7 protein-coding genes are annotated in these 14,618 nt (G+C 69.9%); 1 reads left to right on the plus strand and 6 read right to left on the minus strand.

Annotation, left to right across the window (positions count from 1 at the left end; genetic code table 11):
- Positions 1-18: 18 nt before the first annotated feature.
- From pgm to PHA84_RS03135, 5 genes are read right to left on the minus strand one after another with little or no spacing between them, the layout of a single operon-like run.
- Positions 19-1,662, minus strand: coding sequence for a phosphoglucomutase (alpha-D-glucose-1,6-bisphosphate-dependent) (gene pgm, locus PHA84_RS03115; RefSeq protein ID WP_270886621.1), 1,644 nt, complete (start codon positions 1,660-1,662; stop codon positions 19-21).
- A complete protein-coding gene (gene glgB, locus PHA84_RS03120; protein ID WP_270886622.1) occupies positions 1,659-4,337 on the minus strand; it encodes a 1,4-alpha-glucan branching protein GlgB in 2,679 nt (892 codons plus the stop codon). Before glgB ends, pgm begins: the two co-directional genes overlap by 4 nt.
- A complete protein-coding gene (locus PHA84_RS03125; protein WP_270886623.1) occupies positions 4,334-5,773 on the minus strand; it encodes a maltokinase N-terminal cap-like domain-containing protein in 1,440 nt (479 codons plus the stop codon). The genes glgB and PHA84_RS03125 overlap by 4 nt, the downstream gene beginning before the upstream one ends.
- Positions 5,766-7,475 (minus strand): maltose alpha-D-glucosyltransferase, encoded by a 1,710-nt coding sequence (gene treS / locus PHA84_RS03130; RefSeq protein ID WP_270886624.1) that lies wholly within the window; start codon positions 7,473-7,475, stop codon positions 5,766-5,768. The genes PHA84_RS03125 and treS overlap by 8 nt, the downstream gene beginning before the upstream one ends.
- Complete coding sequence (locus PHA84_RS03135; RefSeq protein WP_442952806.1) at positions 7,475-9,577, minus strand: maltotransferase domain-containing protein; 2,103 nt, start codon at positions 9,575-9,577, stop codon at positions 7,475-7,477. Before PHA84_RS03135 ends, treS begins: the two co-directional genes overlap by 1 nt.
- 130 nt (positions 9,578-9,707) lie before the next feature.
- Between PHA84_RS03135 and glgP the strand changes: the two genes are divergently transcribed.
- Positions 9,708-12,287: an alpha-glucan family phosphorylase gene (gene glgP, locus PHA84_RS03140; RefSeq protein ID WP_270886625.1), complete on the plus strand. Its 2,580-nt coding sequence runs from the start codon at positions 9,708-9,710 to the stop codon at positions 12,285-12,287.
- A gap of 144 nt (positions 12,288-12,431) precedes the next feature.
- Here glgP and glgX read toward each other — a convergent pair whose 3' ends face one another.
- Positions 12,432-14,594: a glycogen debranching protein GlgX gene (gene glgX / locus PHA84_RS03145; protein WP_270886626.1), complete on the minus strand. Its 2,163-nt coding sequence runs from the start codon at positions 14,592-14,594 to the stop codon at positions 12,432-12,434.
- Positions 14,595-14,618: the final 24 nt, after the last annotated feature.

Consider the following 14,618-nt stretch of genomic DNA (forward strand, 5'->3'; position numbering starts at 1 on the left):
CCGATGGGGGCCGCGCGCTCACGCGCCCAATGCAGCCCCCACGACCTCCTTCGCCTCGGCCTGCACCTGTGCGAGGTGGTCCGGCCCCCTGAACGACTCGGCGTAGATCTTGTAGACGTCCTCGGTGCCCGACGGCCTCGCCGCGAACCACGCGCTCTCCGTCGTGACCTTCAGGCCACCGATGGCGGCGTCGTTGCCGGGGGCCCTGGTCAGCTTGGCGGTGATGGGCTCGTCCGCAAGAGAGTCCGCCACGACGTCCTCGGGCGAGAGGGCTCCCAGCTTGGCCTTCTGCTCGCGGTCGGCAGGTGCGTCGATCCGGGCGTACGCCGGGTCACCATGGCGCGCCGTGAGCTCGGCATAGTGCTGGCTCGGGGTCTTGCCCGTGGTGGCGAGGATCTCGGAGGCGAGCAGCGCCAGGAGTATGCCGTCCTTGTCGGTCGTCCAGGCATGGCCGTCCCGCCTGAGGAACGACGCCCCCGCGGACTCCTCCCCGCCGAAGCCGAAGCTTCCGTCGATCAGCCCGGGGACGAACCACTTGAACCCGACAGGCACCTCGACGAGCCGGCCGCCCAGGTCTGCCGCCACCCGGTCGATCATCGAGGAGGACACCAGGGTCTTGCCGATCGCTGCCGCCTGCGGCCAGTCCGGCCTGGCACCGCCGAAGAGGTACTGGATGGCGACCGCCAGGAAGTGGTTGGGGTTCATCAGTGCGCCGTCTGGAGTGACGATGCCGTGCCGGTCGGCGTCGGCGTCGTTCCCCGTGGCGATGTCGTACTCGTCCTTGCGGGAGATCAGCGACGCCATGGCGTACGGCGACGAGCAGTCCATCCGGATCTTGCCGTCCCAGTCGAGGGTCATGAAGCGCCAGGTGGGGTCGACCAGGGGGTTCACCACGGTGAGGTCCAGTCCGTGACGGTCCGCGATCTCGCCCCAGTAGCCAACCGAGGCGCCACCCAGCGGGTCGGCTCCGATGCGCACGCCGGCGTCCTTGATCCTGGCGAGGTCGAGGACCTGCGGGAGGTCGTCGACGTACGTCCCCAGGAAGTCGTACGGCTGCGCGTGGGCCCGCGCACGGGTGAACGGCACGCGCCGCACGTCCTGGAGACCACCCCTGATCAGCTCGTTCGCCCGGCTGGCGATGGCCTTGGTGGCGTCGGTGTCGGCCGGGCCGCCGTGTGGGGGGTTGTACTTGAAGCCGCCGTCGCGAGGCGGGTTGTGCGACGGCGTGACGACGATCCCGTCGGCAAGGGCCGACCCGGTGGTGCGCCCCTCGTTCGCCCGGATGATCGCGTGGCTGACGGCCGGGGTCGGGGTGTACCCGTCCCGGTCGTCGACCAGCACGATGACGTCGTTCGCCGCGAGCACCTCGAGCGCCGAGGCCCAGGCAGGCTCGGAGAGGCCGTGGGTGTCACGCCCGACGAAGAGGGGACCGTCGTATCCCTGGGAGGCGCGGTAGTCGCAGATCGCCTGGGTGGTCGCCAGGATGTGCGTCTCGTTGAACGCGGTGGCCAGGCTGGAGCCACGATGACCCGAGGTGCCGAACGCGACCTGCTGGTCCACGTCCTGTGGGTCGGGGGTCAGCGTGTAGTACGCGGTCACGAGATGCGCGACGTCCACGAGGTCGGACGGCTCGGCGGGCCGGCCGGCGCGGGGGTCGCTCATGACGACGCCCCCTGCTCCTGCACGTCCTGCCCGGCCCGCAGCTCGCCGGAGCCCGCCTGCCCTTCGTCCAACGGCACCAGGTACAGCGCCGCCAGTGGGGCGACCCGGAGCTCGACGGAGTACGGCTGTCCGTCCGCCGGCTGCGGGCTCGCCTCGAGCACGACGTCGGCCTGGCTGGGTGTGCCGAACTCGTCGAAGCCGCTGGTGTCCAGGAGGACCTTCCAGCGGCCTGCCCGAGGGACTCCGAGCCGCAGCGGGTCGCGGGCCAGCCCACCGAAGTTCACCGCGACGGCGACCACAGGACCCTGCCGGTCCTGGGTCCCGAAACGTAGGTAGGAGTAGGTGTTCCACGCGTTGTCGTCGGCGTTGAGCCACTCGAAGCCGGCCGCGTCGGAGTCCAGCGCCCACAATGCCGGGTTCTCCCGGTAGACCCGGTTGAGCTCCTTGACGAGGTTGTGCACGCGGTAGTGCGCGGCATGGTCGAGCAGCCACCAGTCCAGGCCCCTCCCGTCGGCCCACTCGGCCTCCTGCGCGAACTCCGTCCCCATGAAGATGAGCTGCTTGCCCGGGTGGCTCCAGATGTAGGCCAGGAACGCGCGCACCGTGGCGAGCTGGTCGTACCGGCTGCCGGGCGCCTTGCGGAGCAGAGAGCCCTTGCCGTGGACGACCTCGTCATGGCTGATCGGCAGCAGGTAGTTCTCGCTGAAGGCGTACATCAGCGAGAACGTGAGCAGGTTGTGGTGGTACTGCCGGTGGATCGGGTCCTCCTTGAGATACCTCAGGGAGTCGTTCATCCAGCCCATGTTCCACTTCAGCCCGAAGCCGAGCCCGCCGGTGTTGGTCGGCTTGGTGACCCCGGGCCAGGAGGTCGACTCCTCGGCGATGGTGACGATGCCAGGCACCCGCCGGTACGCGGTGGCGTTCGTCTCCTGCAGAAGGCCGACGGCTTCGAGGTTCTCGTGGCCACCCTGGACGTTCGGGACCCACTCGCCGGGCTTGCGGGCGTAGTCCAGGTACAGCATGGAGGCCACCCCGTCCATGCGCAGTCCGTCGACGTGGAACTCCTCCAGCCAGTAGATCGCGTTGGCCACGAGGAAGTTGCGAACCTGCATCCGGCCGAAGTCGAAGATGTAGGAGCCCCACTCCGGGTGCCATCCGCGCCGGGGGTCCGGGTGCTCGTAGAGCGGGAGCCCGTCGAACCTGGCCAAGGCCCAGGGGTCGGTCGCGAAGTGCCCCGGGACCCAGTCGAGGATCACTCCGATGCCGGCCTGGTGCAGCCGGTCCACGAGGTAGCGGAAGTCGTCAGGCCTGCCGAAGCGGGCGGTGGGCGCGTAGTAGCTCGTGACGTGGTAGCCCCAGGAGGGCGGGTAGGGGTGCTCCATCACCGGCATGAACTCGACGTGGGTGAAGCCGAGGTCCTGGACGTAGTTGACCAGGTGCTCCGCGAGATCGCGGTAGCTGTGGTGCTGGCGCCACGAGCCCAGGTGCACCTCATACACGCTCATGGGGCCGGTGTGGGGGTCGCTGGCGGCGCGACGCTGCATCCACTCCTCGTCCTGCCACGTGTGGCTGGACGCGACGACCGACGACGCCCGCCCGGGTGGGAGCTCGGTGGCGCGGGCCATCGGGTCGGCCTTCTCGCGTACCTTGCCGTCGGCCCCGCGGACCAGGAACTTGTAGAGGGTCCCGTCGCCTGCTCCGGGCACGAAGAGCTCCCACACGCCCGACTCACCCAGCAGCCGCATGGCGTGGCTACGTGTGTCCCACCCGTTGAAGTCGCCGCTGACGTGGACGGCCTGGGCACGCGGGGCCCACACCGCGAACGACGTGCCCACGACGGTGCCGAGCGGCCCCGGGTACTCCCGGACGTGCGCGCCCAGAACGGTCCACAGCTGCTCGTGCCGTCCTTCCCCGATGAGGTGCAGGTCGAGCGGTCCGAGGGTGGGGGCGAAGCGGTAGGGGTCGTCCTGTTCGTGCTCTATGCCGTCCGCGTAGGCCACGAGGATGCGGTAGTCCTGGGTCTGTGTCGCCCCGCCCCGTAGGCCACCCCAGACGCCGTCCGACTCGTGCTCGAGCTCGATCCGCTCGCCGTCCTGGAAGCGGACCGCCACGCTGGAGGCGAAGGGCCGGTACGCCCGGACCAGCAGTCCGCCGGGCTCGAGGTGGTGGCCGAGCAGGTCGTGCGGCTGCTGGTGGCGGCCGTCCACGAGGGCGCGGATCGCCTCGGCGGGCGTGGCCGGGCGGGGCACCGGTTCCGGCTCCCGGCTCACCGGAGGCTCGACACCCGCCGGACGCTCGCTCGGGTCGCTCGCCGTGGTGGGCAGGTCCTCCGGGGGCGCGGCGACCGGCGGGAGCGTGACCCGCTCCTGCGTCCCGGACGGTGCGGTGAGGTCGGGGTCGGGCAGCCCGAAAGCAGGACCACCGCTGTCGACGGTGCCCGCGTCCGGCGAGGTCTGCGCGTCGGCGCCGTACGAGCTCTCCGGGCCGGCATCCGGCGATGGCCCGGGCTCCACCGGGGGCAGCTCGGACCCACCCGGTTCTTGGGACGGCTCGACCGGTTCGGGGGCGTCCGGCGTGTCCAGTGCCTCCGGCGGGCCGAGAGGCTCCGGCGTGGCGGTCGGGCCGGCTTCGGACACGTCGGTCTTGTTGCTCTTCTTGCCAAACAGGGGACTCACAGAGGGTCCTTCCTCGCGTCATCGAGCAGTCGGACGACCGCGGTGGTGGGGATGGTCAACCAGGTCGGGCGGTTGCGGGCTTCGTAGACGACCTCGTACAGGGCCTTGTCGAGCTGGAAGGCGGTGAGCAGCGCGGAGTCCTCCCGGGGGTCACGACCGGACTCCGCGGCATACCCCCGCAGGAACGCGTCCTGCGCCGACTGGACCCAGGCCCGCGCACTACGGCCCTCGTGTGCCTGCTCCCACGAGCCTCCCGCATAGTCGAAGGAGCGCAGCATGCCGGCCACGTCGCGCACGGCGAGGTCCGGCTGGTTCCGTTCGGCCAGCGGCCGCAGTGGCTCGCCCTCGAAGTCGAGCAGGACCCAGCCGCGCCCCGCCACCTGGAGCACCTGGCCGAGGTGGTAGTCGCCGTGGATGCGTTGCAGCGCAGGCCACTTCGTGTCGGCGGCCCGGTCGAACACCGCTGCGATGCGCTGCTCGTGAGCCGCGAGGGCGGGCACCTCCGAGGCGGCCGCGGCGTAGCGGCTCCGCATGCCGGCCACCACTGCTGCGACCGTCTCGGCGGTGATCGCCCACGTCTGCATGACCTCCGCCAGCCGGGCGTGCACCTCTGCGGTCGCCGCTCCCAGCTCGCCGGCCGGTCCACTGAAGTCCTCGTCGGCGGCGACGGCGCGCAGCGCAACGCGCCAGGCATCCTCGGTCCCGGGGAAGAACTCCTGCGCGAAGGCCAGGTGCCCCCATGAAGGCTCGTCACCGTCGTCGAGGCCGGGCCACGTGGCGCTGACCGCGCCGACCATGCCGGGCACTCGCGTCGACCCCGCCTCCGAGAGGGCGCCCTGGACCGTGACATCCGGGTTCTCCCCGGCCTGCAGCGTCCGGAAGACCTTGCAGATCAACGGCTTCGGGGCGCCGGTCTCGTCCACGGACTCGAAGATGATCGAGGAGTTGGACTGCTCGCCGGACAGCACCCGCGACGACCTCAGGCTCGTGCGCGTGGTCCACGACGGATGGCGACGCGCCACTACCGCCGGCTCCGGTGTGGCGGACTCGGCGCTCGACTGGGGCACCGCCTCCTCGAGCACCAGGGCCAGCAGCTGCGCGGCGTAGACCGGGTCGTGCACCCCGTCGTACACCCACCTCGGGCCCAGGACGCTGTGCTCCATGGTGCCCACCAGCCACTGGTGCCCGCCGTCGAGCGGCGCGGCCCGGTACGTCAGCGGGACCTGGTAGATGACCCGCTCGTCGCCTCCCTCCTCGACCAGGAGCAGAGTCTCGATGCCCACCTCGCCGGCCGGGTCGTCGAGCCGCCAGGACCAGAGCTTGCGCAGGCGCGGCAGCCGCCCCTTGGCTGCGTACCAGCGCTGGCGCGCCATCCACGGTTCGACCAGCTCGACCTTGGTGGGGGTGAGCGTCGCGGTCTGATGGATCTCAGCCATGAGCGGCCCCCGGCACCATGCGCAGCCAGAAGAAGTCACGGGAACCGAGGGTCAGGGTGATGGTGCCGTCGTCGGAGATCTTGGGGAAGCCCTGACCGCCGAAGAGGTCGGCGAGCTGGGCGCCCTTGAAGTCGTCCGGAACGCGGATGGTCGTGGCCTGCGGACGGGAGGTGAGGTTGTTGACGCACAGCACGGCCTCGGAGTCCGCGCCGGCGTCGTGGTCCCACTCGACCCGCAGGAAGGAGAGGACGCCCTCGTTGTCGGACGGGCAGACCTCGAACTCGCCGCGTCCGAAGACCGGGTGCCGCTTGCGGATCTCCAGCATCGCGCGCAGCCAGTGCAGCAGCGAGGCACTGCTGGCCATCTGCGCCTCGACGTTGACGTTGTTGTAGTGGTAGACGAGGGACGACACGACCGGGAGGTACATCTTCCCCGGGTCGGCGGTGGAGAAGCCGGAGTTGCGGTCCGGTGTCCACTGCATCGGCGTGCGCACGGCGTCGCGGTCATTGAGCCAGATGTTGTCGCCCATCCCGATCTCGTCGCCGTAGTACAGGCAGGGGGACCCCGGCAGGGACAGCAGCAGGGCGTGGATGAGCTCGACCTCGGCGCGGCTGTTGTCGAGCAGGGGCGCCAGCCGCCGCCTGATCCCCACGTTCGCGCGCATGCGTGGGTCGGGGGCGTACCAGCCGTACATCGCCGCGCGCTGCTCGGGCGTCACCATCTCGAGCGTGAGCTCGTCGTGGTTGCGCAGGAAGGTTCCCCACTGGCTGCCCGACGGGATCTGCGGGGTGTCGGCCAGCACGTCGATGATGGGCGACGCCTTCTCCTCCCGCAGCGCGTAGTAGAGCATCGGCATCACGGGGAAGTGGAAGCACATCTGGCACTCGGGCTCGTCCGCCGTGCCGAAGTAGTCGACCACGTCTGCGGGCGGCTGGTTGGCCTCGGCCAGCAGGATGCGCCCGGGGTACTCCTCGTCGACCATCTTGCGGAGCTTGGCCAGGAAGGCGTGCGTCTTCGGGTGGTTCTCGCAGTTGTGGCCCTCCTCCTCGTAGAGGTAGGGGACCGCGTCCAGCCGGAAGCCGTCGATGCCCATGTCCATCCAGAACCGGACGACGTCGAACATCGCCTCGTGGACCGCTGGGTTCTCGAAGTTCAGGTCCGGCTGGTGGCTGAAGAACCGGTGCCAGAAGAACTGGCGCCGCACCGGGTCGAAGGTCCAGTTGGAGACCTCCGTGTCGATGAAGATGATGCGGGCGTCCGAGTACGGCTCGTCGGTGTCCGACCACACGTAGAAGTCGCCGAACGGGCCCTGCGGGTCCGAACGCGACGCCTGGAACCAGGGATGCTGGTCGCTGGTGTGGTTCATCACGAAGTCGGTGATGACCCGGATGCCTCGAGCGTGCGCCTGCGACACCAGCTCCTGGAAGTCGGGCAGCGTCCCGAACTCCGGGAGCACCGCGGTGTAGTCGGCGATGTCGTACCCACCGTCCCGCAGCGGCGAGGCGTAGAACGGGGGCAGCCACAGGCAGTCGACGCCCAGCCACTGCAGGTAGTCCAGCCGGTTGATGAGCCCCGTGAAGTCACCGGAGCCGGTGCCGTTGGAGTCCCCGAAGGCGCGCACCAGCACCTCGTAGAAGACGGCTGTCTTGAACCACTCGGGGTCGTGTCTCAGGCCGGGTTGGGAGAGGTTGAGTCCCTGCATCAGAACCTCCGGATCTCGACGATGTGCACGGGTTCGGTCTCGGGTCCCAGCCGCAGGTAGACGTGCTCGCCCCAGTGCCAGGACGCATCGGTGAGAAGGTCGTGGGCCGCGATGTCGTCGTGGTAGTCCAGGCCGAGGGCAGGCATGTCGAGATGCATCATCGACTCGCGGGTGCTGTGCGGGTCCAGGTTGGCTACGACCACGACGACGTCCTGCGTCCCGTCGGGCAGGACCCGGCGCTTGGAGAACGCGATGATGTTCTCGTCGTCGACGTGGTGGAAGTCGATGTTCCGCAGCCAGTGCAGCGCGGGGTGCGCGCGGCGCAGCTCGTTGAGCCGGGTCAGGTAGCCGGCGAGCGAGCGGCCCTCCTTGGGACCACCGGGCTCGTAGTCCTCCCAGTGCCTGTTCTTGTACTGGTACTTCTCGTTGTCGATCTGCTCCTCGGCCCCGGGTCGTGCGACGTGCTCGAGGAGCTCGTACCCCGCGTAGATCCCGTAGGTCGGGACGAGCGTGGCGGCCAGGGCAGCGCGCAGCTTCCACGCGGCCGGCCCTCCGAACTGCATGTAGGGCGTGAGGATGTCGTGAGTCGTGGGCCAGAACGACGGTCGCATGTACGCGGCGGCGTCACCGGCCAGCTCCTGGAGGTACTCGGTGAGCTCCCACTTCTGGTTGCGCCACGCGTAGTACGTGTAGGACTGCTGGAACCCGACCTTGGCCAGGGCGTGCATCATGGCCGGCTTGGTGAACGCCTCGGCCAGCCAGATGACGTCGGGGTGGTCCTTCGCCACGTCGGCGATCAGCCACTGCCAGAACTCGACTGGCTTCGTGTGCGGGTTGTCCACCCGGAAGATCTCGACCCCGTGGTCGATCCAGACCTGGATCATCCGGCGCATCTCCGCATAGGAGCCGACCGGGTCGTTGTCGAAGTTCAGCGGGTAGATGTCCTGGTACTTCTTCGGCGGGTTCTCCGCATACGCGATGGTGCCGTCCGCGCGGGTGGTGAACCACTCCGGGTGCGAGGTGACGTACGGGTGGTCCGGTGAGCACTGCAGCGCGATGTCCAACGCCACCTCCAGGCCCTGCTCGCGGGCCTGGGCGACGAAGAAGTCGAAGTCGTCGAAGGTCCCGAGGTCAGGGTGGATCGCGTCGTGGCCGCCGTCGGGGGAGCCGATGGCATAGGGGCTGCCTGGATCGTCAGGTCCGGCGTCGAGAGTGTTGTTCGGCCCCTTGCGCGCCGTCGTGCCGATGGGGTGGATGGGCGTGAGGTACACGACGTCGAACCCCATGCCGGCGATCGCGGGAAGCCGCTGGGCCGCCGTGCGCAGCGTCCCGGAGGTCCACTTCCCGGTCTCGGGGTCCTGAACCGCACCCTCGGAGCGCGGGAAGATCTCGTACCAGGCTCCATACAGGGCGCGCTCGCGCTCCACGAGGAGCGGGTAGGCCGTGGACGGGGTCACGAAGTCGCGCAGCGGACGGGCCGCGAGCTCAGCCCGCACGGAGGGGTCCGTCGCCGCGTGCAGGCGGGCCAAGGCCGGACGACGGGTGTCGCGCAGCGCGGTCACCGCGTCGGCCAGGACGCCCTGCTGCTCCGCCGTCCGCTCCACCTCGTCGAGCGCCCGCTGCAACGTGCGCGCGCCCTCCTCGAGCATCAGCTCGGCGTCGATGTCGGCGGCGACCTTGATGGAGGCGTCGTGGTCCCACGTGCCGTAAGGGTCGGACCAGCCCTCGACGCGGTAGGACCACAGGCCGGTGGCGTCGGCCTCCACCACCGCCTCCCAGGCGTTGAGGCCCGGGTTCGTGCAGACCATCGGCCGGACGCGTTCCTTGCCGTCCGGTGCGGTCAGCACCACCGAGGCGTTGACACTGTCGTGGCCCTCGCGGAAGACGGTGGCGCGGACGACGAACTGCTCGCCGACGACCGACTTGGCGGGTCTGGCACCACAGTCGACGACCGGGCTGAGGTCCTGCACGGGGATGCGGCCGATGGGCACCTGGGGGGCTTCCGAGCGCGGTGGGCGAGCCGACGAGGGCCGGTTGCCGTGGCTGCCCGCACCTGCGGCGTCGGGGGTGTCTGGCGTGGTTGCCGGGGGAGTCGCAGTCACGCAGGCGACGCTACTCGGTCACGGGTTGGCTCGCTCCTCACGGCTCCTGGCGTGCCAGAAGGTGAAACTTTTTGAAGCGGCTGCAAGAAGACGTCAGAGCAGTGCCCTCCAGGCCCTAGGATGGCCCCTCGTGAAGGCCATTCGACGCTTCAGCGTCCGTACCGTTCTCCCCGAGCCCATCGCGCCGCTCGGTGACCTCGCCAGCAACCTTCGGTGGTCCTGGCATCCCCCCACCCGTGACCTCTTCGAGCGTATCGACCCCGTCCGCTGGAAGCGCGTCCGCAAGGACCCTGTGCGGCTGTTGTCCGCGCTCTCGCCCCAGGAGCTCGCGGACCTCGCGGGCGACCAGGACTTCGTCGGTGCGGTGGCCGAAGCGAAGGCCGACCTGGACACCTACCTGTCCGAGCCCCGCTGGTTCCAGGCGTGGGCCGACGAGGTCGAGGGCGGCGCCCCCAAGGCGATCGGGTACTTCAGCCCGGAGTTCGGGATCACCGAGGTGCTGCCGCAGTACTCCGGTGGCCTGGGCATCCTCGCCGGAGACCACCTCAAGACCGCATCCGACCTCGGCGTCCCCATCGTGGGCGTCGGGCTGTTCTACAAGACCGGCTACTTCAAGCAGAGCCTCAACCGCGACGGCTGGCAACAGGAGACATACCCGGTCCTCGACCCGGACGGCCTCCCGCTCAGCCTCCTGCGCGAGGAGGACGAGAGCCCGTGCGTCATCAGCCTCGACCTGCCTGGTGGCCGTACGCTGCACGCCCATGTCTGGCGGGCCCAGGTGGGCCGTGTCCCGCTCCTGCTGCTCGACTCGGACGTCCCGGACAACGACGAGGCAGCCCGCAACATCACCAACCGTCTGTATGGCGGCGGGGGCGAGCAGCGCCTGCAGCAGGAGATGCTGCTGGGCATCGGTGGCGTGCGCGCGCTGCGCCTCTGGTCGCGCCTGACCGGCGCACCGACGCCGGACGTCTACCACACCAACGAGGGTCACGCGGGCTTCCTGGGCGTCGAGCGCATCCACGAGCTCACCCAGAGCGCGGGTCTGACCTTCGACGAGGCGCTCGAGGCCGTGCGCGCCGCCACCGTGTTCACCACCCATACTCCCGTCCCCGCCGGCATCGACCGGTTCGGCGCCGACCTCGTCACGCTGCACTTCGGCGGCGAGCAGGCCGTGGCCGGGGTCCCGGTGGAGAAGCTGCTGGAGCTCGGCGCCGAGGACTACCCCGGTGGCCAGGCGGGCATCTTCAACATGGCCGTCATGGGGCTGCGCCTGGGGCAGCGCGCCAACGGGGTGTCGCAGCTCCACGGCGTGGTGAGCCGCGAGATGTTCGACGGCCTGTGGCCCGGGTTCGACGATGACGAGGTCCCGATCACGAGCGTCACCAACGGTGTCCACGCCGGCACCTGGGTGGACCGCAAGGTCTACGAGCTCGCGGACAAGCACCTCGGGACGCACCACATGGAGCGCGACAACGCCTGGGAGCGCATCTCAGAGGTGCCCCGTGACGCGATCTGGAGCACGAAGCGCGAGCTCCGGAAGCAGCTGGTCCTGGAGGCGCGTCGCCGGACCAGGTCCTCGTGGGCCAAGCGCGGTGCCAGCCCGGCGGAGCTGGGCTGGGTGGACGACGTCCTGGACCCGGACGTCCTCACCATCGGCTTCGCCCGACGGGTGCCCACGTACAAGCGGCTGACACTCATGCTCCGCGACCCGGCGCGGCTCAAGCGGCTGCTCCTGGACGAGAAGCGTCCGATCCAGCTCGTCATCGCAGGGAAGTCGCACCCTGCCGACGAGACCGGCAAGCAGCTGATCCAGCAGATGGTCCGGTTCGCCGACGACCCGGAGATCCGGCACCGCATCGTCTTCCTGCCGAACTACGACATCGCGATGGCCCAGTACCTGTACCCCGGCTGCGACGTCTGGCTGAACAACCCGCTGCGCCCCTTCGAGGCCTGCGGCACCTCCGGCATGAAGGCCGCCCTGAACGGTGGGCTCAACCTGTCCATCCTCGACGGCTGGTGGGACGAGTGGTACGACGGCGAGAACGGCTGGGCGATCCCCACCGCCGACGGGGTGGAGGACGCCGAGCGGCGGGACGACCTCGAGGCGGCCGCGCTGTACGACCTCATCGAGAACTCGGTGGCACCGCGCTTCTACGACGTCGACGAGGCGGGCATCCCGCAGAACTGGCTGTCGATGATCACGCACACGCTGGCCACGCTCGGCCCGAAGGTGCTCGCGAGCCGCATGGTGCGCGACTACACGACGCAGCTCTACGGACCGGCGGCCCGCGCCGGCTGGTCGCTGAACGGCTCCACGTTCCAGGGGGCGCGGGAGCTCGCGGCGTACAAGAAGAAGGTCAAGGCGGCGTGGCCGTCGGTGCACGTGGACCACGTCGAGTCGTCAGGCGTGTCCGACTCGCCGCAGATCGGCGAGACCCTGCACGTGGGCGCGTACGTCTCGCTGGGCGACCTCACGCCGGAGGACGTCGACGTCCAGGTCGTGCACGGCAAGGCCCAGGACAGCGACGACCTGAGCGACGTCGTGAGCGAGCCGCTGAAGTTCGTCGAGTCGTACGAAGGCGGGCGACACCTGTTCGCGGGCGACTTCGCGCTGGCTAGGACCGGGTCCTTCGGCTACACGGTGCGGGTGCTGCCGCAGCACGAGGGCTTGGCGAGCACGAGCGAGCTCGGCCTGGTCGCCAACGCCTGACCCCCCCTTCACCCTGGGTATGCCGCGCGCGGGCTTCCGCGCGCGGCATACCTGTGTGGCCTGCGACTCGGCGGCAGAGGCTCTCCTGAGTTTCGTCGCGCGTGGCCTTCTCAGTGACGTCCCGGGCCTGGTCCAGCCCTCATCTCAGGTGACGTCGAACGCGCGGTAGACCTGGAGGCTGCACGGCCCCATCTCGATCGTGCCCGGGGCGACCTTCCCCTCGGGTTCGCCGGGCGTCTCGTCGGTCGAGTCCCACAGCAGCTGGTATGCCGTGAGCCCGGGCGGTCGCGGAAGAGTCACCGTGACCGCCCGCATATCGCCGTTGAGCACCAGGAGCAGCGAGCCCTCGCCCATCCAGGCGCCGTTGAGGAACATCATCAGCGTGCGTGTGGCGGGGTCCTCCCACCGGCCGTTCCCCATCGGCTCACCGTCGACGTCGAACCAGGCCAGGTCGGTGGAGCCGTCCGCGTGCACCTCGCGACCGGTGAAGAACGTGCGCGGCCTCAGGACCGGGTGCTCGGCCCGAAGCCGGGACAGGAAGCGCGTGGTCTCGACCAGGTCTCGCTGCCAGTCCTGCAGGTCCCAGTCGAACCACGACGTCTCGTTGTCCTGGCAGTAGGGGTTGTTGTTACCCCCCTGCGTGCGGCCGAGCTCGTCGCCCCCGTTGAGCATGGGCACCCCGGTGGCAAGCAGCGTGGTGGCCAGGAGGTTTCGCATCGACCGTCGGCGCGCGGTTTCGACGACCTCGCAGTCCGCGCCGGTGGCCAGCCCCTCGACGCCGTGGTTCCACGACCGGTTGCCGTCGGTCCCGTCCCGGTTGCCCTCGCCGTTGGGACCGTTGTGCTTGCTGTTGTAGCGGGTGAGGTCCGCCACCGTGAAACCGTCGTGGGCAGCGACGAAGTTGACCGATGCGACGGGTCCGCGGTCCCTGTCCCAGAAGAGGTCCTGCGAGCCAGCGAGCCGGGTGCCCAGCTCGCGAACGCCATGGCCCAGGTGCCCGGACTGCTGCGCGCCCACGTCCTGGAGCCAGAACGTTCGCACCGAGTCGCGGAACCGGTCGTTCCACTCGGAGAAGGGGGGCGGGAACTGTCCGGTCCGCCACCCGTGGATCCCCAGGTCCCACGGTTCGGCGATGAGCTTGACCCGGGACAGCACCGGGTCGGTCCGCAGCGCCACGAGGAAGGGGTGGTTGGGGTCGAAGTCGTCGTTCCGGCCCCGCCCAAGGGCGACCGCCAGGTCGAACCTGAACCCGTCGACGTGGCACTCGTCCACCCAGTAGCGCAACGAGTCCAGGACCATCCGGCAGACCATCGCGTGGCGAAGGTCCAGGGTGTTCCCGCACCCCGTCACGTCGATGTCCTGACCGCGCTCGTCGAGCCGGTAGTACGCCCTGTTGTCGAGCCCGCGCCACGAGAGCGACGCCCCCTGCCGCCACTGCTCCGCCGTGTGGTTGTAGACCACGTCGAGGATGACCTCGATGCCCTCCTGGTGCAGGGCTCGCACCATCGCCTTGAACTCGTCGACGGCACCCTGAGGGTCGGAGGCCGAGGCATACCTGGCGTGCGGGGCGAAGAACCCCAGCGTGTTGTACCCCCAGTGGTTGGTGAGCCCCCGCTGCACCACCTCGGGCTCCGACGTGAACGCGTGGACCGGCAGCAGCTCGACCGCAGTGACCCCGAGCGACCTCAGGTGTCCCACCACCGCGGGGTGGCACAGGCCGGCATACGTGCCGCGCAGGTGCTCGGGCACCTCGGGGTGCGTCATGGTCAGGTTGCGCACATGCGTCTCGTAGACCACCGAGTCCGCCCAGGGGGTGTGCGGCGGGCGGTCGTCGCCCCACGCGAACCGTTCGTCGACGACGACGCACCGGGGCATCGACGCGGCGCTGTCGAGGTCGCCGGGGATGACGTCGTCACCCTTCAGGCGGCCGTCCACCTGGTGCGCGAAGACCGACGGGTCCCACGTCACGTCGCCTTCGATGGCCCGCGCATAGGGGTCGAGCAAGAGCTTCGCGGAGCTGTACCGCAACCCCTCGGACGGGCGCCATGGACCGTCCGCGCGCACACCGTACCGCTGGCCGGGGCCGACGCCCGGGAGGAACCCGAACCAGATGCCGTGGGTCCGCTCGGTCAGCGGCACCCGGCGCTCGTTGGCCCACCGCTGGGCTCCCTCGGCATTCTCCGGACCGAACAGGCAGACCTGCACCGCGTCCGCGTGGCCGGCGTAGACCGCGAAGTCGGCGCCCCCCTCGACCAGCGACATGCCCAGCCGGGGAGGAAGGTCGCGCGACCGGCGGGCAGGGCACATGGTCCTCAGCCTAGGCAGTGGTTA

Source organism: Pedococcus sp. 5OH_020 (assembly GCF_027812955.1).
GTDB lineage: Bacteria > Actinomycetota > Actinomycetes > Actinomycetales > Dermatophilaceae > Pedococcus.